Consider the following 21,825-nt stretch of genomic DNA (forward strand, 5'->3'; position numbering starts at 1 on the left):
CACATGGTTCACAGCACTGCTGGAAGCTTGCCTGCTCTTACGGAAAATGAGCTGTGCAAAAAAATCCGCACAGCCATTCTCCTCACTTGATTCCATTCCAGTCGCTCGGGTTATGGTCAATCTTCACCATTTCCCATTTCTATGAACGGACCGGCAAATGAAGAAATGGAGCATCCAATGAAAAATACCGTTCTCGGTCAAGATGAGAACGGTGTTTTTCTCATTTCGGACTCGTGATAGGATTGAGGGCGTCTTTGCTTCTTTCAACCTGATCGGGTGAAGTGATGACGACTCCTTCTCTTTCCGCTTTTTCTTTAACATCTGCAATCGTCCGTTGAATTTCTTCCATTCTCTCACTGTTCAAGTGATAGAATTTCATTGCAATAAGAGACGCAATCCAGCCAAGCACCGGGATGCCGAACGCCAGGAAGATGGTCATTCCATATAAAGGAGCGGTCAAAGGCTCTCCGATTTCCGGAAATTCATTTCTGAAACCGATCAGTGCAACGGCGAAACCGACCAGTGCCGGCGCCAGTGACGAAATCAGCTTATCAACGAATGAGAACAGGGTTCCGATCATGCCAGGGACATACCGGCCTGATTTATACGTCTCATAATCCGATACGTCCGCGATCATCGGAATGACCAGCGCAGAAGGAAGTCCTCCGAATCCCATTCCAAGCGCATAAAGTATGAGAAAACCGATAGTGGCAAAGCCAAGGTTTTCAAGAGAAATGGTTCTTGGATCTACAAGGAAAAGAAGTGCAATCAGTAGTCCGAATGAGACGAGGCCGATCCATGTCGATGCCACAAACGATTTTTTCAAATCCGTTTTTCTTGCATACCATACACCCGCAAAAGTAATCAGCAAGGTCGGAACAATGATAATCATCGAAACAGTTCCGCTTAACTCATAGTCTCCGAGTAAAATTCCGAATAACATAACCACCACTACAGCATGACGGAGAACACTCAATGTTAATTTGTCACTGGAAGCTGCAATAATCAGCATCAGCAGCGGGCGATTCCCTTTCAGAATCGGCCAGTAATCACGGAAATTCGTTTGAACGTTCAGGTCCGCCAAACCAAAATACTCTTTCCGGTCCTTCGGCCAGATTCCGATTACCGCCAACCCAGTGAAGATGAATCCCAGGACAATTGCATAGGTGTTTAATTCAGTAAACAGGGGCATTGTAAATCCGCCGTGTTTTGCAACGAGAACGGAAGCGACAAAAACCTGTCCGCCGACAAACAACAAGGTGTTGTAGACGCCATCGAATACAGCGAAGAGCGGCCGCTGCTTCGGATCGTTCGTCAGTACAGTCTGCGCCGCTTTCGTGCAGGCAGTCTGGAATGTGTAACCGATAATGTAGATGCCGTAGATTGCGATGAAAAACACAAGCTGCAAAGATTCAGGCAATAAATGCGTAAAATTGTACATAACCAGGATAGAGCCGGCTAAAATAATATTCCCCATGACCATCAGCGGCCGGAATTTACCAAACTTCGATTCGGTCTTGTCAATGACAAAGCCGATGATCGGATCGGTGATTCCATCAAATACCCGCATGAATGTCAGGATCATACTGACTACAACCACCGTCAGTCCAGCAACACCGGTAGCGTAATATGTGACAAAAGCCAAAATGAACATATATAGATTTGTGGCTGTATTATTCAGTGCAAAAAATCCGATTCGCCAAACCTGCGCCTTGTGATATTCATTGATGTTGCCTGCTGCTGTGCCAGTCATAAGAATTCCCCTTTTCCTATAAATAGTGTGTCCATCGCCGAGTTTTCAATCATCACTTGGATACGCTTTCAAAATCGGTTGTCGTTCCCTTGGCTGTTTCGATCGGAATATTTGCTGTTAATTAAATATTTGTTTGGCCAACAAACTATTTAATTAACAATATATATGAAAGCGCTTTATTAATCAACACTTTTTCGTAACTTTTAGAAAACTTTTTGCTTATCGGTAATCCGGCCCTGTCATCCGACGCGATTGCCGGTAAACCCAGCTGTTTTTTGTTGAGTGGTCCCGGCGACGGGAAAAGGGAAATGCAACGGTTATGGAGTTACAACCACCGCTTGTTCTTGAGCTTTAAGACATAGTTCCGCCGCCTTGAATGCATGCTCTTGAGTCATGGCATTCTCTGTCCGATTGAGGCAATCCTTTATGAACTCCCCAAAGAAAGGGAAGCCGACTTCACCTGCCAGTTCATAATGCTTTTCTCCTTCTTTATTGACCAGATAAAGATGGTCTCCTGATTCTTCTCTCGCCACGTCGATGTATTTACGGATTTCGATTGTGCCTTCCGTTCCTGTGATGAATGTGCGGCCATCTCCCCATGTCCGCAGTCCTTCAGGCGTAAACCAATCCACTTTGAAGATTTGTGTGGCGCCATTATCCCCAAGAAGGGTCGCGTCACCGTAGTCCTCCAGTTCAGGGTGTTCCGGATTATTGTAATTACCCACTTTGCTGTGGAGAACTTTCGCATTCTTACATCCGGCATAGTACAGAAACTGCTCGATCTGATGACTGCCGATATCACAGAGGATTCCGCCATACTGTTCTTTTTCAAAGAACCAGTCCGGGCGGCTCGACGCGTTCAGTCGGTGAGGCCCGAATCCGGTCACTTGAATGACCTGGCCGATCGCCCCGCCTTTGATCAGGTCTCCGGCGAATACGGCTCCTTCCACGTGCAGGCGTTCACTGAAATAGACCATGTACTTCTGCCCGGTTTTTTCCACGACCTGTTTCGTCTCTTCCAATTGCGCCATGGTGGTGAAAGGCGTCTTATCTGTAAAATAATCTTTTCCGGATTCCATCACCCGGTTTCCAAGCGCACTTCGTTTTGAAGGAACGGCAGCTGCGGCAATCAATTTAACCGTTTCGTCTTCCAGTACCTGCTCTAACGACCCGGCGATTTCCACTTCCGGAAATTTTCCCTTAAACTCTTTCACTTTATCCGGATCCGGATCATATACCCATTTTAAAGTAGCACCGGCTTCCACCAGCCCATTAACCATTCCGTAAATATGGCCATGATCCAAGGCGACAGCCGCAATCGGAAATTCCCCTTCTCGCACGACAGGATTCGGCTTTCCTTTCGGCGCATATGTCATTCCGTCTTTGCTCATTTGTTTTCGATCTCCCCAAAAAATTTCATCTGTGTCATTAAAACCAGTCCGAATAGCCGAGTTGGCGTAGATTTTCTGCTGAAGTCTTCAGACAATCGAATGGATCACGGCCATATGTGTCATCCTGTTCCACGAAAAAGTACCGGACACCGCTGCTCTTTCCGGCTTCGATCGCCGATTGGATGTCCATGTTCCCTTCGCCCACTTCCGCAAACTCTATCAGGTTCATGAATTTTCCGAAAAACTTACCCATATCTTTGAAATCTTCATCATCCACTTCCAAGCTGCCAATCCGGTAATCCTTTAAGTGCAGCAGGGAAATCCGGTCCTTATACCGGTTGATAATATTCACCGGATTTTCCCCTGCCCGCTGGATCCAGTGAATATCCAATTCAAACCCCAATTTGGTCGTGTTGTTCTTGATCAAATCAAGCAAATATTCGCCGTCATACTTCTGGAATTCAATATGATGCGTATGATAATAGAGTTCGATTCCCTGTTCCGCTAACCGGTGTGCCATTTCTTCCGCTTTTGCGATAAAATCCATGATCTTTTCTTTATCACCCATGACCGTAAATGGAAGCATCCCGATGCGCAGAAAGCGACAATCAAGTGTTTTGCAGTCCGCAACAATCTTGTCGAAGTCGGCAGTCAGCGTTTCACCAGGCATGCCAGGCAGCATCGGTTCAAGCGGTGCGGACAACGCTGCAATTTCAATATCAAAATCACCGCTTGCCCGTTTCAGCTCTGCCACGTTTGCTTCAGTCATCGGAATCTGCGACACTTCCACTGCCCGGTACCCGAGTTCATTGATGTTCCGCATTGTGTCATAGACGCCGATCTCTTCCACCTTTTCCTTGAGCATCATCATTTGCACACCGATTTTTCCATTCGTCATTGATAAACCTCCATTGCTATCTCTTTTTTTGTGTCACTCGACTGGCGGATTGCATCAATCACTTCCATTGACTGCAATGCGTCGTACGCGTGGATGTAATCATCCGTGTCATTCAAAATGCATTGATAGAACTGATTGATCAGTTTCATATGGCTTGCTCCATAGTAAAACTTGCTGCCGGGTAATTTTTCGTCTTCGATGATCTTTTCTTTTTCGCCCTGATCATTCAGCTTTGTCAAAATACTATCCTTAATGGTGAATTTCCCATTCTCGAAAAGGACTTGGAGCTCCACCGACGAATTCACCGCATTTGCATTGGTCGCAAAAAACAGCCCCGTCGCCCCGCTTTCAAATCGGAAAGAAGCGACTGCTGTATCTTCCACTTCAATGCCATAATCCAGCAGCTGGTCCACCGACCCTTTAATGGCCGTCATTTTTCCGCCGATCAGCTGCATCAGATCCACCGTATGAAGGGACTGATTGATCATCACTCCACCGCCGGAGAGATCCATCTTTCCGCGCCAAGGTTTAACATCGTAATATTCTTTCGGGCGGAACCATGTCACTAATCCTTTTATTCCCGTGACTTTGCCGTATTCCCCGCTCGCGGTGATTTTAAGCAATTCTTCGACCGTCTCATTAAAACGGTTTTGAAGACAGATACAAATTTTAACGTTTTCATACCGCTCTTCCAGTTCGACCAATGCCGCTCCTTCGTTTGCATCCAACGCCAACGGCTTTTCCTGAAAAACGTGGATTCCCTTTTCAACACACGCTTTTGTGACCGGGTAATGAAGATGATGAGGCAGACAGATATGAACGCAATCGAGTGCTTCTTTCTCAAGCATTTCATTGAAATCCGTGTAGAAGGCGACTCCGGTAAAGGCTTCCGCGGCTTTTTCATCAATATCACAAACTGCCGTCAACATCGCATGGGGGTTATTTTCAATGGCTTGGATATGGATCGTTGAAATGTCACCAAGTCCGATTACGCCTATTTTCAGCATAAGACATAAGCTCCTCTTGAAAAACAACTCATAGCCGGATCGGCAATGAGTTAGTTTTCAGATTATTTGTTCGCAGGCACGCCTTTTTCTTCCTCAATCTTCTTTGTAAGTTCAGCAAAGTACAGGTCTTCGTCGATCGGAAGCTCCACTTCTTTGCCCAGCCAGCTCGACAGATGAATGGCATTTGCCAATGCCACTCCCTGTATGCCATCGCTGCCAGGCGCGAGTAACGGCGTCCCGTCCAGAATATTAGCGGCGAAATTCTCCATGACGGATGTATGCTGGGCACCCCATACACTTTCGAATTCGATGATTTCCTCGTTGTAAATATCGTCGGTTCCTCCGCCCATGAAAATCTTCATGACATCCTGCATATCCATCTCAGCGCTCATTTCAGCTTCCGGCCGTTTCAGCCGCTTAATGGTCACTTTCCTGCTGTCATCCACAACGATTTTTCCCTTGTCCCCCAAAATTTCAAAACGATCGGTGCCCATGATATCATGCGTGGCAGTGATGAAGACGCCTGTCGCGCCATTTCCGTAATCGAGAACTGCTGTCACTTCATCTTCCACCGCAATATCCCGCTGGTACCCGTACTTTACGTTGGAGTAGACTTTTTTCGGCATTCCGGCAATCCATTGCAGCAGATCCAGCTGATGCGGTGCCTGATTGACAAGCACACCACCGCCCTCGCCTTCCCAGGTAGCTCTCCATGCACTTTGGTCGTAATAGCCCTGTGGTCTCCACCACGTAGTAATGATCCAGTTCGTCCGGCGGATCCCTCCGATTTCACCGTTGTCGATAACCGCCTTGACTTTCTGATACAGCTCGTTGGTTCTCTGGTTGAACATGATTCCGAATGTCAGCTCAGGTTTCGTCTTCGCGAATTCGTTCAGTTCCCGGACTTGCTTCGTATAGACACCAGCCGGCTTTTCCAATAACGCATGGACATCTCTTTGCAGTGCATTGATCCCCATCTCCGGATGCAGATAATGTGGCACACAGGTAACGATGGCGTCCACGTCACCGCTGTCCAGCATGGCAATATAATCGTCATAAAACGGAACTGCCGGATACTTTTCTGCTGCAACCGCTTTCTTTTCAGGATCAATATCGCAAATCGCACCGATTTCCATATTGGATACCCGTCCTTCTGCGATAAATCCAGCGTAAGCTCCTCCCTGTGCACCCAATCCGATAATGCCTAATCTCACTTTTTTCATAGCTTATTCTCCTCGCTTCACTTTTTCTGACGCAACTCCCGGTAAACTTTCGGAGTTACACCGACTTTCTCACGGAAATAACGACTGAAATGAGAAATGCTCTCGAAACCGCTTTCATGCGCAACTTCCTTCAGCGCCTTGTCCGGCTCTGTTTCGAGCAAATATTTCACCCTGTTCAGCCGGCAGCCCATGACGTATTCCATGATGGTAAAACCCGTCATTTCCTTGAAAATATGGGACGTATATGACTTACTCAGACTCAACGCATCCGCAATTGAAGCCACCGATAATTTCCGGCTGTAATTCCCCTGAATGTATGAGGCGATATTTTCCGCGTGTTCCTCTTTTTCCGCTTTCTTGCCCGGCAGTTTCAGGGAGTCCGCTTCACCGAGATGGTTAACGTTGACCAGAATTTGCAGCAAGAGAATTTTCATCTCAGCTTCTTTTCGATTGTCAGCCATATTGGCGCTTCGATATACTTCCTCCAGCCGGCTGATCAGCTTTTCCAACTGTTTGGACCCTTCATTTTCACTTGTCCGGATCAGGCAGTAATGCAGTTGCCGGAAGACATCCAGCAAATGCAGGCCGTCCAGTTCCTTCAATGCGTTCTCGATCCACTGCGGCGAAAAGTGCACATGGCTGCGAATATATTCGCTGTTCGGAGGAATATTGGGCTTATGAAGCGCCATCCCATCCATCAGCAGAATATCGCCTGCTTTCAACTCGTAAATCTGATCATGGATCAGGTACCTGCATGAACCGGCATGAAAAAAATAGATCTCGTATTCCTGGTGTGAATGGTAATCGATATGCTGCCAATGCTTGTCCATCCGGTAATTTACCATCAATGGCTGATTGATCATTACTCTGCCTTGCATTTGATTCACCTTCTATTCTAAACTTTTTTCAGATAATTTCATTGCCTGTAAATGCTTACATTTCACCTTTTATTATCTGAGAGTGCTTTAAATTAAACTTCATTAGACAATACCACATACCAAGACTTTCTTTCCTTATCATAAAGGATAGCTTGGAAGCGTATAATTTATTTAACCAAAAGATGTAAATTTTTTTCTTTATGGTATTCTTTATATGAGAAGAAGTTTGGCAAGCAAACAAACAAACTCCTGCCAGTCTTTAACTGACAAGCAGCGGCAGTGAGTTTAATGCTGCTCAACCTTCTTGTGGCTGCTGTGCTTTACTGTGTTCCAGCAGATATGTGATTCACCGACAGCTGCAAAACTATTACTGTGGGGGAAACAAAATGGTTACTGGCGATGGCTCCTATATAAAAAAAATAAACAGAAGTCTGATTCTGCAAACGATCATCGGGCACGGAATAATTTCAAGGGCCGACCTATCAAAAGTGGTTGGACTGAACAAAGCTACGATATCCGTTCAGGTTTCGGACCTGCTGGATGAAGAATTGATCATTGAAACCCAGCAGGAACATTCCGGCGTTGGCAGAAAACCAATCATGCTCTCCCTCAACCGGGATTGCGGATACGCATTGGGAATCGACTTGGATTATAAACATATTACATTCACTTTATCCGACTTGTTAGGACACCCCGTTCTGGCAGAGACTTTACCGCTCACGACTTCAGATTATGACACGATCGTCAGTTTGCTGACGGACCGGATCAAAAAATACGAACAGAAATGCTCAGACAGCCGCTATGGAATGATAGGCGTCGTCATTGGGATACATGGCACAGTCGGTAAGGACGAAAAAGTATATTTCGTTCCACAGCACCAGTGGCGTGATAAGGATTTAAAGGCTGACTTGGCAAAAGAGATTGAAGCAAGTATCCATATTGAAAATAATGCCAACCTGTCGGCATTTGCTGAAAAAGTGTTTAATTATCATGACAGCGATAACCTGCTGTGTGTTACCATGTATTCCGGCATGGGACTCGGTATCATCATGAATGGCGATTTGCTGAAAGGATATGATGGTTTCGCGGGTGAGATGGGCCACATGGTCATATTTCCACATGGTAAACCTTGTCCGTGCGGCAATAGAGGCTGCTGGGAACTATATGCTTCGGAATCGAAGCTGCTGGCTCAGCTTGCAGAGCTAAAAAACAAGCCTGATATCACCTATAAAGATGTACGAAATTGGATAGCGGACGAAGACCCTGCTGTCTGTGGGCATCTTGACCAGTTTTTCGAGTACTTGGCAATCGGTTTGAATAATATCATTAATCTCTATAACCCGGAATCACTCATCCTCAACAGTGATATCCTGAAAATGCAGCCGAATGCGATCGACAAAATCAGAGGCCATCTCCATTCCAAAATGAGTCATTACCGGGAGCTGAGCATCTCTGTACTTGGCAAAGACGCTTGTGTAATGGGCGCCTGCGCAATGGCGCTCAAGAACTTCCTGGAAGTACCCGAACTGCGTCTGGAACTGCCGAGCCAACAGCTTCCCTTGACTGTCAGCAATGGTTCAGGCACGACAGCCGCCCTATAAAAAAATCCCCTCTTCTTTAATGGAAGCAGAGGGGATTTTTGTTTACTTAAAGAAGACCGGAAGAACTAACCGCTTTTTCCTTGATATCAAAAAAACGTCTGGCGTTGTAGTAACAGATATTTTCCACGTATTTTCCAAGCAGTTCCATATCTCTTGGCACTTTGCCTTCTTCTGCCCATGAACCCAATAGATTGCATAAAATTCTTCTGAAGTATTCATGTCTGGAAAATGACAGAAAGCTTCTGGAATCTGTCAGCATGCCGATGAAATTGCTGATCAGGCCGATGTTTGCCAAGGTCTTCATCTGGTCTTCCATTCCGTCAATATGGTCATTGAACCACCAGGCGGTTCCTGCCTGCACTTTCCCCGGAGTTTCCGCGTTCTGAAAATTGCCCGCCATGGCAGCAATGACATTATTATCCCTCGAATTGAGACTGTACAGGACAGTTTTCGGCAACTCATCCTTCACGTCCATGGCATCCAGCAAGCCTGAGAGCTTATCGGCCAGCAGAAGATCCCCGATGGAGTCAAAGCCGCTATCCGGTCCAAGCCGATTGAACATTTTTGTATTATTATTACGGAGCGGGCTCAAGTGCAATTGCATGACCCACCGTTTTTTCGTATACAGACCGCCCAATGTCAATAATGTGTATGTCTTGAACTGGTCCACTTCCTTCATCGTGAGCGCTTCTCCCCGCAACCGCTTCTGGAAAACAGCCGCGACATCTTCTTTTTCCGCTTTTTCAAAGAACAGCACACTGATCCCGTGATCTGAGCTTCGGCAGCCGTGCCGGTCAAAATAGTCCACCCTGTCTGACAGCGCTTCCAAAAAATCGCTGTAGTTTGCGATGGATGAACCGACCGCTTCCCCGAGTTTTTTCACCCATGGCAAGAACTCGTCTTTTTCAATGCCCAAGCCCTTATCCGGCCGGAAAGACGGAGATACATCACTGCTGAAATCCTCTTTTGCCAGTTTTTGATGAATGGCTAAATCATCTGTCGGATCATCCGTCGTTCCCACAAATTCCACCTTGTCTTTTTTCAAAATGGATCTGACCGACAATTCCGGCGCAGCCAGTTTACGATTGGCTTCTTCCCATATGGCAGGAGCCGTCTCTTCATTCAGAAGCTCATCAATCCCGAAGTAGCGCAACAGCTCCAGATGCGTCCAGTGGTACAGCGGATTGCCGAACATATTGGGAACCGTTTTGGCCCATGCCAGAAATTTCTCATAATCGCTTTTGTCCCCGGTAATATACTCTTCGCTTATCCCGTTGGCCCGCATGGCCCGCCATTTATAATGGTCGCCCCCAAGCCAGATTTCGGTTATATTTGTGTAATTTTTATCTTCATAAATCTCTTCCGGACTCAAGTGATTATGATAATCAACAATCGGCAAATGTTTGGCGATGTCGTGATAAAGGGTTTTTGCTGTCTCGTTATACAATAAAAAGTCATCGGTGATGAATGTTTTCATTCTTGTTTATCCCCTTTTCGGTTTATTCGCGTCTTTACGGTCGCTGATAATTTGTTTGTTTGCCAAACTAATTATTACTTTCTATCATAGAGCGAAGCCAGAGAAACTTCAAGCCATGCCTTATTATTTTCTGAATTTATGTATCTTTCCGGTATCTTAATAGTTGAGCTAACTTCATAAATTACCTGTTTAAAAAAGTACAGACTGCTTTTCCGATCAATTTTCCTCTAAAAAATGGATGAGGCCCGCTGAAGGAGGGCCAGGGGACCGGACTTTATCGGACCCCTTCCTCTCAAGCCTCACCGCCCGTTCCTTGCGGCGGACTTACCTGCCAGTGCTGTTTTCAATGTAGAATGTTTAACTCAACCTATATACTAATCTCTAATAAACTCCTCTTACTGCCCCAAGTGGCCTGAACGCTTTATTTTTGTCTGGAGGTAGTTTACGTTAAATTCCGATATATCACCCCATAGCGACTGTCTACTGGAAAGTTTTAATCCGGCATTCTCCAACGCCTCCAGTTTTTTCGGGTTGTTCGTCATCAAGGTGACCGGCTTGGACCGGAGGGTTTTCAGCACCCGGACCGCATCGTCGTAATTCCGCGAATCGTCCACGAACCCTAGGCTTTCATTGGCCTCGACCGTGTCCTGGCCATTTTCCTGCAGGAGATACGCCAGGGCCTTGCTGAACAGACCGATGCCTCTTCCTTCGTGGTTGGCCAGATAAAACAAAGCGCCTGCGCCGTGTTCCGCAATCATTTTCATGGAATGCTTCAATTGAAATCCGCAGTCACATCGTTTGCTGCCGAAGATATCGCCTGTATGGCAGATGGAATGCATCCGGATGAGCGCATCATCCGCTTCTGTAAAATTCCCGTAGACCAGCACGCTGGACTGCTGCAGTTCAGCCAGATTCACCTTCGATAATTTTCCGATCATCTCTTCATAACCGGCCGTGCCTTCCCCGTAATTCAGCCAGCAGTACCACTCGAAGACGACCGTCTCTCCATCCAGGTCGACCGGCAGCCGGACAGGTCCGACCAAGTAAATGGCGCCATTTTCCGTATCGATTAACCGGATTTTATCTTCCAGGGCAGCAAGGACATCTGAATGAAGCGCTGTTTTCATCATTTATATTCCCCCTTATTTGTTTTCATCCACTTATTCCGGCATCCCGCTTTTCAATATGCCTCCGGCCGCATAGCGGTTCCAGGCAATAAAAGAAAGCATTACTCCCATTTGTGAAGTAATGCCCGTTTGGCTCGTGATTCTCATATAAGAATCAATTTACTGAAACTGCCTTCTCCTTGCCTCGTTCCTTAGCGATATACCAGTCCAGTGCAAAGGCCTTCGATCCGGTAATGGCAAGGGAGACGGCTATTGCCAGGAACGCCAAATCCAATTCATACCCGGCCATCTGCCCATTTCCTAAAAAACCGACAGCCAGTTTCACTTTCAGAATAGCGCCGAGCATCAATACGCCGAGCAAGACGGAAACCCAGCGCGTAAGCAACCCAAGGACCAATGCGATGCCGCCTGCGACTTCCAGTGAGGCGACTCCGTACGCGAGAACCCCCGGCAGTCCGATGCTTGTAAACCAGCCGACGGTGTTTTCAATCCCGCCCTGGAACTTCACCATTCCGTGAATAAAAAACGTCATCCCCAATACCAGCCGTAAAATCAATGCACTCACTTCGTACTTATTATACATTTTTAATCCCCTCCGTGTTTTGTGATTTATATCGGTTCACTGATTGCCCGCTTGCTCCGGTCTCCCGAATTGCCATACACTGTGACTCAAGTTTCCATACCGGTAACTGCGGTACAGGAGTTGCGCCTGTTTTTCCCGGTCCGCTGCCCCCATCGCGTAGAAGAGCGGGATGAAATGCTCGTTTCCGCGTGGTGGTACCGCCAGTCCAACGGCGGGTGCCAATGCCTCATACCGGAACAAGGAGTCCGTGTTCCAATCGGTGAGGTTATCCTCGAGCCATTTATCGAAATCCACCGCCCATTGGTCGACCGTTCCATCCCCGCCTGCCATCCGCAGCGCCCCGAGATTATGGACTGTCCCGCCGCTCGCGATGATCAGCACGTCCCGTTCCCTCAGGGGAGCTAATGAAGCGCCGATCGTGTATTGTTCCGCGGGCGTTAAGTGCGGATTTACGGACAGGGAAATGACCGGAATATCGGCAGCCGGATACAGCATCTTCAGAACCACCCAAGCCCCGTGATCCAAGCCGCGCGCGGATTCCACTTCTGCGGGCACACCTTGTGCCGTCAGTAACGCCATTATTTCCTCCGTGACAGCGGTGTCCCCTTCAGCCGGATAGTTGATCCGGTATAACGCCTCCGGAAACCCGCCAAAATCATAGATCGTCTCGAATCGCTCCACATCGCTCACCTGCTGGACGGCTGATTCCCAATGTGCCGAAAACAGCAAGATCGCCCTTGGCTTCGGAAATTCCGTCCCCAGTGAATGCAGGAATTGCGTATAGTCGTTGTTCTCAATAGCCAATAATGGTGCGCCGTGCGCCACGAATAAAGCTGGCAGCATTCCTTATTCCTCCTTTTCCTTGTTTTTCGGTTTCCTGAGATCTTCCAGTACCCATTCCGTGAACGCCTGCTTGTTTTCTGCTGAAACGGTGTGACTCTCCGGATAATGGCGGAATGCGACTTGCGCGCCTTGGCCTTCGAAGAAATCTCTGCTTTCAAGTCCCCATCCGTAAGGCAGGACGTTGTCGGATTCCCCATGGGAAATGAACACGGAAAGCTGATCGACCGGTCTGATTGGGTACTGTTCCTTTACGAAATCGGGGATGTAGCCACTGAACGCTGCGATTCCTCTGATCCCGCTTCCAAGTGTCAGGCCGAGTGTCATGGCGAGGATGGCGCCTTGGCTGAATCCTGTTATATACAGCCGGTCTTGATCTACCGGATATCGCTCCGTGGCATAGTCGATAAAGCCGGTCAGCTGGCCGATCGCATGGTCGAATACATCCTGGTGCGGTTTTCCGTAACCTTCGATGGTGAAATAGGCGAAACCCGGCGGCTGCCGTAAAGGGCCGCGAATGCTGAAAATGTAAAACCGGTCTTCCAATCCCTCAACGAGCTGCAGCATGTTCTGTTCGTTACTGCCGATCCCGTGGAGGACAAAGATGGCGGGATAACTCTCACCGGCTTCAGTCTGCTTCGGTTTTTGCAGCTCATAAATCATGGGTGCATCCACTTTACATCATCCCTTCCTGGTCACGGCTCTGGATAAGTAACCGCATTTTAATTAATATAGAACTATTATTCTTATTTGAAAACATAAAGGTAAAAATAAAAGCCATTCATTTGTTTCCCAATAAGAATATTAGTTACATAAAAGATAACTATTAGTCAATGGAATGTCAAGCGCTTATTTGTTAATATATAAATAAGTTTCTTAAAAGAAAACTTCAGAGGTGAAGAAAATGGAAATCGGAACAAAGATCCGGGCCATACGGAACAGAAAAAAGATGACCATTGCTCAGATGTGTGAAGCGACCGGTCTGTCCAAAGGCTTTATAAGCAATATCGAGAACAACAATACTTCCCCTTCTATCAACACGCTCGGCACAATCGCGGAATTCTTGGACGTCCCGCTGCCGTATTTGCTGCTCGAGAAGAAACAGCATATGCGCGTGGTGCGGAAAGACGGGCGGACCAGCACGTCATTCAACCAGCTGAAGATCGAACATTTGGCTTCAAAAGGCGGGCTCCGGACTATGATTGTCGAATTTCCACCGGGTGCTTCGATCGGGGAACCGCACGCACATGAAGGGGAAGAATGCCATCTGGTGTTGGAAGGAAAGATTCTGGCCGAGCAGGGAGAGGACTCCATCGTTGTCGAAGAAGGGGATTCCTTTAGCTGGAACGCCAGTGTCCCACATTTCGTGAAAAATGTCGGAGATGGTAACGCCACGGTGTTCATTTCGATTTACTCGGATATCGAATTGAAGGATGTGCTGTAGCCGGGAAACACTGTTTTACAGAAAAAGAAAATTAAACTTCCACAAAAAAGCAACCCGATGGCTGGGTTGCTTTATTTCTCGGCGGTAAATCCGGTAATTGATCATTGAGTCGGACGACATTGGTTATGATTTGACACGTTCGCTAAACCAACCCTTTCCCTCCAACCCACGGAAGACTTCTTTTGCTGAACTCTGTATCATGGGATAAAGCGCTGTATCGGCTACCGTGTTATCATCAGCAGCAGTGGATGCCGGAAATGCAATGTTTTTCTTCCATCGCATCGAATTCAATTGGCAATTTCACTCAAGATCCTGGATATGCCAATACTGGGTGAGCCTAAGAAAGTGGCTAAAGCTGAACAAGAACCGAGCAGACGCTTTATCAATCCGTTTTTGCCCCTTGGATTACCAATTGCAGCATTCTCCTGCATATATAAGCCGCCTTTAAAAACCCTTTGATCTCTGAAAATCCATACATCATCGGGCATTTGCATTGTATCGAGTGATTCGCGTATCACAATTCGTTAGTGCCGAGATACCGGCAGACGACCTGTCCGACCGACTTGGCTGCCACCAGGATCGCCGCTTCATCGATATCGAATTTCGGATGATGGTTAAAGTAAGGTTTCTCCGCTCCTTTTGGCGTACAGCCAACGAAGAAGTAGGAGCCTGGAATTTTCTCCAGATAGTACGCAAAGTCCTCGGACGGTGACATTTTGGGAAATTCCTTCACTTCCCTGATCTCTTCATCCTTCGCTTCATCCAGTGTCATCGCCACAAATGCCGTGAGTTCGGGATTATTGTATAAAGGCGGGTAATCCGGCGTATACGTAAGTTCACACCGGACATCGAACATTCCTTCCAATCCGTTCACCATCCGGCGGATCTCTTTATCGATCGCCTCCTGTGTCTCCGTATCCGAATAGCGGATATCCCCTTCCAGCTCAACGCTGTCTTTAATGACGTTGAAACTGCCTTTCCCATCAAACGAACCGATCGTCACCACTCCTGCAGCGAGCGGATCCACCCGCCGGCTGACGATCGTCTGGGCTGCCGTTACAAAATAGGCTCCCGCGACAATGGCATCATTCGCTTTATGAGGTGAAGAACCGTGTCCGCCGGTCGCCTGTATCCGCAATTTGAAATACGTGCGGCCGTTAAAGGCATACCCGCTGCGGTAGCCGACTGTTCCCGCGGGAGCCACCGGCAGGAGGTGGACACCAAAAATCGCATCCAGGTCACCCAATTTACCGGTTTCGACTATGCTTTTCGCACCGCCAGGCGGCTGTTCCTCCGCATGCTGGTGGATGATTTTGACCGTTCCGCTGATTTTATCCTTCAACCGGATCAGGCAATCAGCCAGCACCAGCAAATAAGCGGTGTGCGCGTCATGTCCGCACGCATGCATGACCCCTTTATTGACCGACTTGAACGGGACCGTCGTTTCTTCAGTGATCGGCAGTGCATCGAAATCCGCACGAAGTCCGACTGTCCTGCCCGGCAGTGCTCCTTTGATCGTCACGATAATCCCATGCCCGTTCCCCACTTCCGTTTCGACTTCAGCTTCCTTGCCCTTGTAAAAGTCAGCAATGTAGGCGGCTGTCTGTTCTTCCTGGAACGACAGCTCGGGATGAGCGTGCAAATAGCGGCGGATGGCAATCATCTCATCTTCTCTTCGTTCCAGCATCTTCATCAATTCATCCTTCACTGTTAGGACTCCTTTCTTTATCATGGAGACGGGCATATTGAATGTCGCATCATTACTTACACAGCGTGTCTGGCCGGGGACAGGATCATTATGCCGTCGGTCCGGCTATGCAGCAGTGTTGAAAACGAATCGACTGCCGGTAGACAGCATTGTATTCATGCAGATAGCTTCCCCCGGGCCCCGCTCGGCAGCTGAATCGATGCATAGATGAGTGCCGCGATAAGGAACAGCCCCAAATAACCGATGAGGGGATAGAAAAAGGCGACCAGTTTGGTGAATCCTGCAAAACTTGCGAAGAACGCAACCGCCAATGCAGCGGCAATGAACCGTTTGAACTTGCCGGTCCCTATTTTTGTGAAGCGGGCACCGAATGCATAAAACATGCTGACAGCGGTATTGAAAATCATGCCGCACAGAATGAGGGCATACACGCTTCCCAGTACTGGAGAAATGCGATCGACGATTTCGAGCATCGGCATCTCGAAGCTGGCTACGGTCCCGATTTTCGAGAAGATGGCAAGATGGCTCAGTATGATCAGGACACCGATCCCTAAACCGCCGACGAGCCCGCCAAGCGCCGCTGTCCGTTCATCCCGCTCCGTTCCGCCCATGACGAGCGCCATCGCTGCCCCCACGGCGATGTTGAAGGAAACGTAATTGATGGCTGAGACGATCCAGTTGGGCAATGCGGTCGGCTGCTCTTTTGCGATGGGATCCAGTGCGGCGAACGAACCATCCATCGCCGAAAAACTGTAAACAGATACAATAATTACAGCCAGGATAAGAAATGGCGTGAGGCTTCCGATGATTCCGACCACCCGATCGATATTGAACATCACCGCCAAGAGGACCAAAAAGGTCATGACCGAGATGCCGATGAACGAAGGCAAGCCGAATTGCTGTGATACAATGGATCCCGCTCCTGCAAGCATCACCATACCGACACCAAAAAGGGTAAAGATGATGACCGCATCGACAATTTTGCCCAGATGGTGCCCGCTTATTTTATAGACCGCTTCCTTATGGGAAGTTGTCTGCAGCCTGCTGCCCAGCCTTGTAAGTGTCATGCCCAGATAAGCGAACAGGATGGCCGCGACTGCGGCTCCGACTGTTCCGATGAGCCCGAAACTGGTGAAATACTGCAGCACTTCCTGACCTGAAGCGAATCCCGCGCCGACGATGATTCCGATAAATGCACTTCCGATCTGTAAAATTTTCTTCATGATAGCTCCCTTTCCAATCAAAAAGATATAGAACGCCTTGTTCCACTTGCCTCCAGCAGACGGCAAGCGGACTGATTGCAAGGCTTTTCGCCTTATACTGTAAACCGAAGAACTTTTCTGTCCCCCTCCCTTTGACAGCTGTAAAATCAGGTCATCCCCCTGACTTGGGAACCAGATGAGTTCATGCACCAAGTTCCTCGCTCACCGACTGTCTTCCTTATTTTTCAGGCTCTGTTAAAAGAGCAATGTTGATTTTTCACTGCAAAAATACGGAGCAAACAGCAGAAACTCCTGCGGGAAAGCTTGCGGAAAGTGGAGCTGTTTTGCGGAAGTTCAACAGAGAGATTTAACACAGCTTTTAAAAAACGGCAGGCCGGGCCTTCTCCCCCTTCCGAGCAGGGGCGGCACTTCCAAAGGCATCTTTTTCATAATCCGCCATTCGCCCATTATGCTGCAGTAAATCTATAAGTATTCCGTCATCAACTTCAATGGAGCCGGATGAATAAACTGCTTTTCCAGCGATAACCACCTTAAACATGCCGGAACGGCAGCTGCCATTTGTATAGGGCAGATGAAACCCGCAATGCCGTGATCAGGACGAACAGGATGATAAGGCCCACATCGGCGCGCACAATCTCCAGTCCGATCATGAGGCCGGCCAGCACCGCCCAATATGAATACGCCGGAAATATCGTATTTTTCCTCCATCGCAATGAACGCGCCTGAAATGGCGAATGCCACCGTGCCGATCATGCTGAGCAGTTCCCACGCCATCCGGACGCCTCCCTCTGATAACAGTGAAATAAGGCGCCTATGTAGTTATTGTAGCAATCTTCCGGTTAGAAAAAAGCCGGCTGATGTTAAATTGCCAGCAACCGGCTTTTTTGAATTCTTCGATCCGCCTTTCTTGGGGCAGACTGATCAATCGCAGCCCTGCGGAAATTCAACGGTACGCCCGAATTTCCTTGCCCGCTTTCCGGAACCCAATGTTTATACCTGCCGGTTCTCGATTATCGTCGAAACGCCCATCCCGCCCGCAATACACAGCGTGACGAGTCCATAGCGCTTGCCGGTGCGTTCGAGTTCATGGAGCAGTTTGGTAAGCAGGATGGCACCTGTTGCGCCGATCGGATGCCCCATTGCGATGGCTCCGCCATTCGGATTAACTTTCCTCCGGTCCAGTCCCAGCTCATTGATGCAGGCAATGGCTTGGGCGGCGAAGGCTTCATTCAATTCGATGATATCCAGGTCATTAATGGACAGATCCGTTTGTTTCAGCGCTTTTAATGTCGACTGGACAGGCCCCATGCCCATCAATACCGGTGAAACACCTGCTGCCGCCTGGGCGAGAATGCGCGCTTTCGGCTTATAACCGTGTTTCACCGCCTCTTCTTCCGACATAACCAGCAGCGCTGCTGCTCCGTCGTTGCGTCCGCTGGCGTTCCCCGCTGTCACAGTGCCGCCTTCTTTGAATACCGGTTTCAGCGAAGCCAATTTTTCAAGTGACGTTTCACGCGGATGTTCATCTGTCCTGAATTCCGTAATGCCTTTTTTTGTCTTCACCGGGTATGGTGTGATCTGCGACTCGAAGTAACCGCTCTCGATTGCATGCGCCGCCCGCCGCTGGCTTTCCAGCGCGAACTCGTCCTGCTCTTCCCGGGAAATGCCGTATTTTTCCGCGATATTTTCGGCCGTGATGCCCATGTTCAAATCGCCATATGTCTCGGTCGGCTGCGAGCCGGGCTGGCTGGCGGTGTTCGGATCTTTCAAAAGCACGTCACCGGACTTCGTGCCGAACCGGACATTATTGACATAGTAGGGCGCCGTGCTCATCGATTCGGCCCCGCCCGCGATGATGATATCGCTGAGACCCGTCTGGATCTGCTGCGCCGCTGAATTTACGGCTTGCACCCCGGAACCGCATTGGCGATGCAACGTGTAGCCCGGCACTTCAACCGGAAGCCCCGCGCGCAGCAAGGCCAGTCTGGCCAGGTTTGAAATGTCCGGATTTTGCTTGGCCTGCCCCATGATGACTTCTTCAACAGCGCCTTTATCCAGGTCCGTCCGGCGGATCAATTCCCCGATGACATGCGCACCGAGAAAGTCGGCGGGTTCATTGCCAAGACTGCCGCCGAGCTTGCCGACCGCCGTACGGACCGAATCTACGATAACTGGTTTCTTCAAACTCTCATCTCCGTTTCTGACTGGAACTCACGTGCGTAATGCTTCACTTTTTCTTTATCGATTTCCATACCGAATCCAGGCCCGTCGGGAATAATGACTTCAAAGTCCGCGAATTCGATGTCGTTGACCGTGATGTTGTCTTTGAATAATAGCGGTCCGAAAATTTCCGTACCGAACTTCATTTCCGGGATGGTCGCATACAATTGTGCGCAGATGGCCGTCCCAAGGCTCGATTCGATCATCGTGCCGCCATATAGGCCAAGGCCGGCCGCTTCCGCGATGCCGGCCGCCTTTTTTGTCTGCGTCAATCCGCCATGCTTGCACGGTTTCAGGGCGATGGAGTTTCCGGCACGGGTCTTGGCGATGCGAAAGACTTCCTGGATGCCTGTCGCCGCTTCGTCTGCCATGACCGGCACATCGAATTTCGCCGTCAGCCGGGACATGCCTTCGAAATCCCAAGCTGCGAGCGGCTGCTCGACCATTGATACACCGGCATCCTGAAGGGCGGCGATGCAATAATTCGCTGTATCTTCATCCCATGCCTGATTGATATCGACCGTGATGCGCGCTTCATCGCCCACTGCCTGTTTGATCTTGCGGACATGTTCCACATTTTTGAACGGATCGCCTTTCCCGATTTTCAGTTTGAAGATGTTATGGCGTTTTTTCTCAAGCATTCCCCGGGCTTCTTCAATATCGGCCGCCGTATCGCCGCTCGCCAATGTCCAGGCGACGGGCAGGGATTTATGGATTTGGCCGCCGAACAATTCGAAAGCCGGCACACCTTTACTGCGTGCCGCCAAATCGATAATTGCCGCTTCAACGACGGTTTTCGCGAAAGTATTGCCGCGTACCTGCTTCGATACATCCATCATGATCTTATCGAAATGAATCGGATCCCGCCCGATGACCAATGGCGTGATATACGCATCGATATTGGCTTTGATCGCTTCAGGTGTGGATTCGCCGTACGAAGCGCCGCCGATGGTCGCCACTTCCGACCAGCCTTCCCGCCCCTCTTCGTCCATCACCCGGCCGACGACAACCGACTGCGCCGTGATTGTATGCATCGCCAGTTGATGGGGACGGATGATCGGCAAATCCAGAATATATGTGTCAAAAGAACGGATTTTCATACTCGGATACCTGCTTTCCGGAAGTTATTTTTCACTGAACGCCGCTTCTGTCTTCTCCCGGACTTCTTCAATCGTTGCGCCCGGCATCAGATCCACGAGTATCAGCCCGCCCTCTTCCACGCTGAAGACTGCAAGCTCTGTGAAAATCATATCCACTTGGCGGGTTGAGGTAATGGGATAGGTGCATTCCCTCAATAATTTCGGACTGCCGTCTTTCGATGTATGGCTCATCGTCACGAACACTTTTTTCGCGCCGACCAGGAGATCCATTGCGCCGCCGACGCCCATGATGTTTTTTCCGGGGACCGCCCAGTTGGCGATGACACCTGTCTCATCGACTTGCAGGGCACCGAGGATCGCGACATCGACATGGCCGCCCCGGATCATGGCGAAGGAATCAGCGCTGTTGAAAAAAGACGCACCCACCGCTTCGCCGACCGGTAATTTTCCGGCATTGACCAGATTCGGATCCACGCCTTCTTCCTCGACGTCTGTAACACCCAACAAGCCATTTTCGGTATGGAGATAAATATTGTCCGCTTCCATATATTCCGCTACCAGTGTCGGAATGCCGATGCCCAGATTGACGATAGCGGGACCGTGGAGTTCGCGTGCCACCCGCTCTGCGATCATATGTTGCATTTCGGTTTTACTCATCCCGACCGTCATACATTTACCACCCCTTCTTTCGTCAGCACCTGCTGCGCCGTAACCAGCGTATCCACGTAGATGAATGGCGTAACGATTTCCTCCGGATCCAGTTCACCGGGTTCAACGATTTCATCGACTTCCGCAATCACTGTCTTTGCAGCCGTCGCCATGAGTGGATTGAAGTTCCGGGCTGTCTTGTAGTAAGTAAGATTACCGAGTGTATCCGCTTTATGGGCGCGAATCAGGGCCACATCCCCACGGATTGCTTTTTCCATAATATACCTGACACCGTCGATTTCCCGTTCTTCTTTGCCTTTGGCGAGGTCTGTCCCGACGCCGGTCGTTGTGTAATAACCCCCGAGTCCGGCGCCGCCCGCGCGGAGTGATTCCGCAAGCGTGCCCTGCGGCAGCAGTTCCAGTTCGATTTCACCTTTCTGATACTTGTCCCCGACGTCGCGGTTGCTGGTGAAATAAGAACCGATGCCTTTTTTGATTTTGTTCTGATTCAGTAAAATCCCGAGTCCCTTTCCGGATTCCCCGAGGTTATTGCTGACAACGGTCAAGTCTTCCACATCCCGTTCAGTCAGTCCGTCGATCAGCGAAAGCGGCGCGCCAATCAGCCCGAAACCGCCGACCAATACCGTATCCCCTGTTTTGACGCAGGATAAAGCTTCAGTTATGTCATGTTGTACGTTAGCCAT

General features: G+C 49.1%; 19 protein-coding genes and 1 pseudogene. 2 read left to right on the forward strand and 18 right to left on the reverse strand.

Annotated elements, in window-relative coordinates:
* Positions 1–220: 220 nt before the first annotated feature.
* From B0X71_RS16880 to B0X71_RS16905, 6 genes are all read right to left on the reverse strand, one after another.
* The gene (locus B0X71_RS16880; protein WP_077590519.1) at positions 221–1,753 is read right to left on the reverse strand and encodes an MFS transporter; all 1,533 of its coding nucleotides are present in this window, start codon (positions 1,751–1,753) and stop codon (positions 221–223) included.
* A 317-nt stretch (positions 1,754–2,070) separates the two neighbouring features.
* Positions 2,071–3,144, reverse strand: coding sequence for a Gfo/Idh/MocA family protein (locus tag B0X71_RS16885; RefSeq protein ID WP_077590520.1), 1,074 nt, complete (start codon positions 3,142–3,144; stop codon positions 2,071–2,073).
* Positions 3,145–3,181: 37 nt separating this feature from the next.
* Entirely contained in the window at positions 3,182–4,042 is an 861-nt protein-coding gene (locus tag B0X71_RS16890) for a sugar phosphate isomerase/epimerase family protein (RefSeq protein ID WP_077590521.1), read from the reverse strand.
* Positions 4,039–5,049, reverse strand: coding sequence for a Gfo/Idh/MocA family protein (locus B0X71_RS16895; RefSeq protein ID WP_077590522.1), 1,011 nt, complete (start codon positions 5,047–5,049; stop codon positions 4,039–4,041). Before B0X71_RS16895 ends, B0X71_RS16890 begins: the two co-directional genes overlap by 4 nt.
* Positions 5,050–5,111: 62 nt before the next feature.
* Complete coding sequence (locus B0X71_RS16900; RefSeq protein WP_077590523.1) at positions 5,112–6,272, reverse strand: Gfo/Idh/MocA family protein; 1,161 nt, start codon at positions 6,270–6,272, stop codon at positions 5,112–5,114.
* A 17-nt stretch (positions 6,273–6,289) separates the two neighbouring features.
* Complete coding sequence (locus B0X71_RS16905; protein ID WP_077590524.1) at positions 6,290–7,150, reverse strand: helix-turn-helix transcriptional regulator; 861 nt, start codon at positions 7,148–7,150, stop codon at positions 6,290–6,292.
* 386 nt (positions 7,151–7,536) lie between these two features.
* Between B0X71_RS16905 and B0X71_RS16915 the strand changes: the two genes are divergently transcribed.
* Positions 7,537–8,751, forward strand: coding sequence for an ROK family transcriptional regulator (locus B0X71_RS16915; RefSeq protein ID WP_077590526.1), 1,215 nt, complete (start codon positions 7,537–7,539; stop codon positions 8,749–8,751).
* Positions 8,752–8,797: 46 nt separating this feature from the next.
* Here the strand turns inward: B0X71_RS16915 and uxaC are convergent, their stop codons facing one another.
* From uxaC to B0X71_RS16940, 5 genes are all read right to left on the reverse strand, one after another.
* The gene (gene uxaC, locus B0X71_RS16920; RefSeq protein ID WP_077590527.1) at positions 8,798–10,228 is read right to left on the reverse strand and encodes a glucuronate isomerase; all 1,431 of its coding nucleotides are present in this window, start codon (positions 10,226–10,228) and stop codon (positions 8,798–8,800) included.
* Between the two features lie 395 nt (positions 10,229–10,623).
* Entirely contained in the window at positions 10,624–11,358 is a 735-nt protein-coding gene (locus B0X71_RS16925; RefSeq protein WP_077590528.1) for a GTP cyclohydrolase II, read from the reverse strand.
* A gap of 151 nt (positions 11,359–11,509) precedes the next feature.
* Positions 11,510–11,938 carry a DoxX family protein gene (locus tag B0X71_RS16930; protein ID WP_077590529.1) on the reverse strand — a complete coding sequence of 143 codons (429 nt, stop codon included), beginning with the start codon at positions 11,936–11,938 and terminating at the stop codon, positions 11,510–11,512.
* Positions 11,939–11,974: 36 nt separating this feature from the next.
* Complete coding sequence (locus B0X71_RS16935; protein ID WP_077590530.1) at positions 11,975–12,781, reverse strand: dioxygenase family protein; 807 nt, start codon at positions 12,779–12,781, stop codon at positions 11,975–11,977.
* 3 nt (positions 12,782–12,784) lie between these two features.
* Complete coding sequence (locus B0X71_RS16940) at positions 12,785–13,453, reverse strand: alpha/beta hydrolase (RefSeq protein WP_077590531.1); 669 nt, start codon at positions 13,451–13,453, stop codon at positions 12,785–12,787.
* A gap of 229 nt (positions 13,454–13,682) precedes the next feature.
* Between B0X71_RS16940 and B0X71_RS16945 the strand changes: the two genes are divergently transcribed.
* Complete coding sequence (locus B0X71_RS16945; protein ID WP_077590532.1) at positions 13,683–14,222, forward strand: helix-turn-helix domain-containing protein; 540 nt, start codon at positions 13,683–13,685, stop codon at positions 14,220–14,222.
* A 514-nt stretch (positions 14,223–14,736) separates the two neighbouring features.
* On the opposite strand, the gene B0X71_RS16950 is transcribed toward B0X71_RS16945, so the two are convergent.
* The 7 genes and pseudogenes from B0X71_RS16950 to B0X71_RS16980 form a co-directional block, all read right to left on the reverse strand.
* Positions 14,737–15,930, reverse strand: coding sequence for an amidohydrolase (locus B0X71_RS16950; protein ID WP_077590533.1), 1,194 nt, complete (start codon positions 15,928–15,930; stop codon positions 14,737–14,739).
* A 155-nt stretch (positions 15,931–16,085) separates the two neighbouring features.
* Entirely contained in the window at positions 16,086–17,153 is a 1,068-nt protein-coding gene (locus B0X71_RS16955) for a YkvI family membrane protein (protein ID WP_077590534.1), read from the reverse strand.
* 666 nt (positions 17,154–17,819) lie between these two features.
* Positions 17,820–17,927: pseudogene (locus B0X71_RS21065) on the reverse strand (TRIC cation channel family protein); the annotation flags it as partial.
* 216 nt (positions 17,928–18,143) lie between these two features.
* Complete coding sequence (locus tag B0X71_RS16965; RefSeq protein WP_077590536.1) at positions 18,144–19,337, reverse strand: thiolase family protein; 1,194 nt, start codon at positions 19,335–19,337, stop codon at positions 18,144–18,146.
* Positions 19,334–20,473 (reverse strand): muconate cycloisomerase family protein, encoded by a 1,140-nt coding sequence (locus tag B0X71_RS16970; RefSeq protein ID WP_077590537.1) that lies wholly within the window; start codon positions 20,471–20,473, stop codon positions 19,334–19,336. Before B0X71_RS16970 ends, B0X71_RS16965 begins: the two co-directional genes overlap by 4 nt.
* A 24-nt stretch (positions 20,474–20,497) precedes the next feature.
* Positions 20,498–21,142, reverse strand: a complete 645-nt coding sequence (locus tag B0X71_RS16975; RefSeq protein ID WP_077590538.1) for a 3-oxoacid CoA-transferase subunit B — start codon at positions 21,140–21,142, stop codon at positions 20,498–20,500.
* Positions 21,139–21,825: a CoA transferase subunit A gene (locus B0X71_RS16980; protein ID WP_077590539.1), complete on the reverse strand. Its 687-nt coding sequence runs from the start codon at positions 21,823–21,825 to the stop codon at positions 21,139–21,141. Before B0X71_RS16980 ends, B0X71_RS16975 begins: the two co-directional genes overlap by 4 nt.

The sequence above is a fragment of the Planococcus lenghuensis genome (assembly GCF_001999905.1).
GTDB classification, from domain to species: domain Bacteria; phylum Bacillota; class Bacilli; order Bacillales_A; family Planococcaceae; genus Indiicoccus; species Indiicoccus lenghuensis.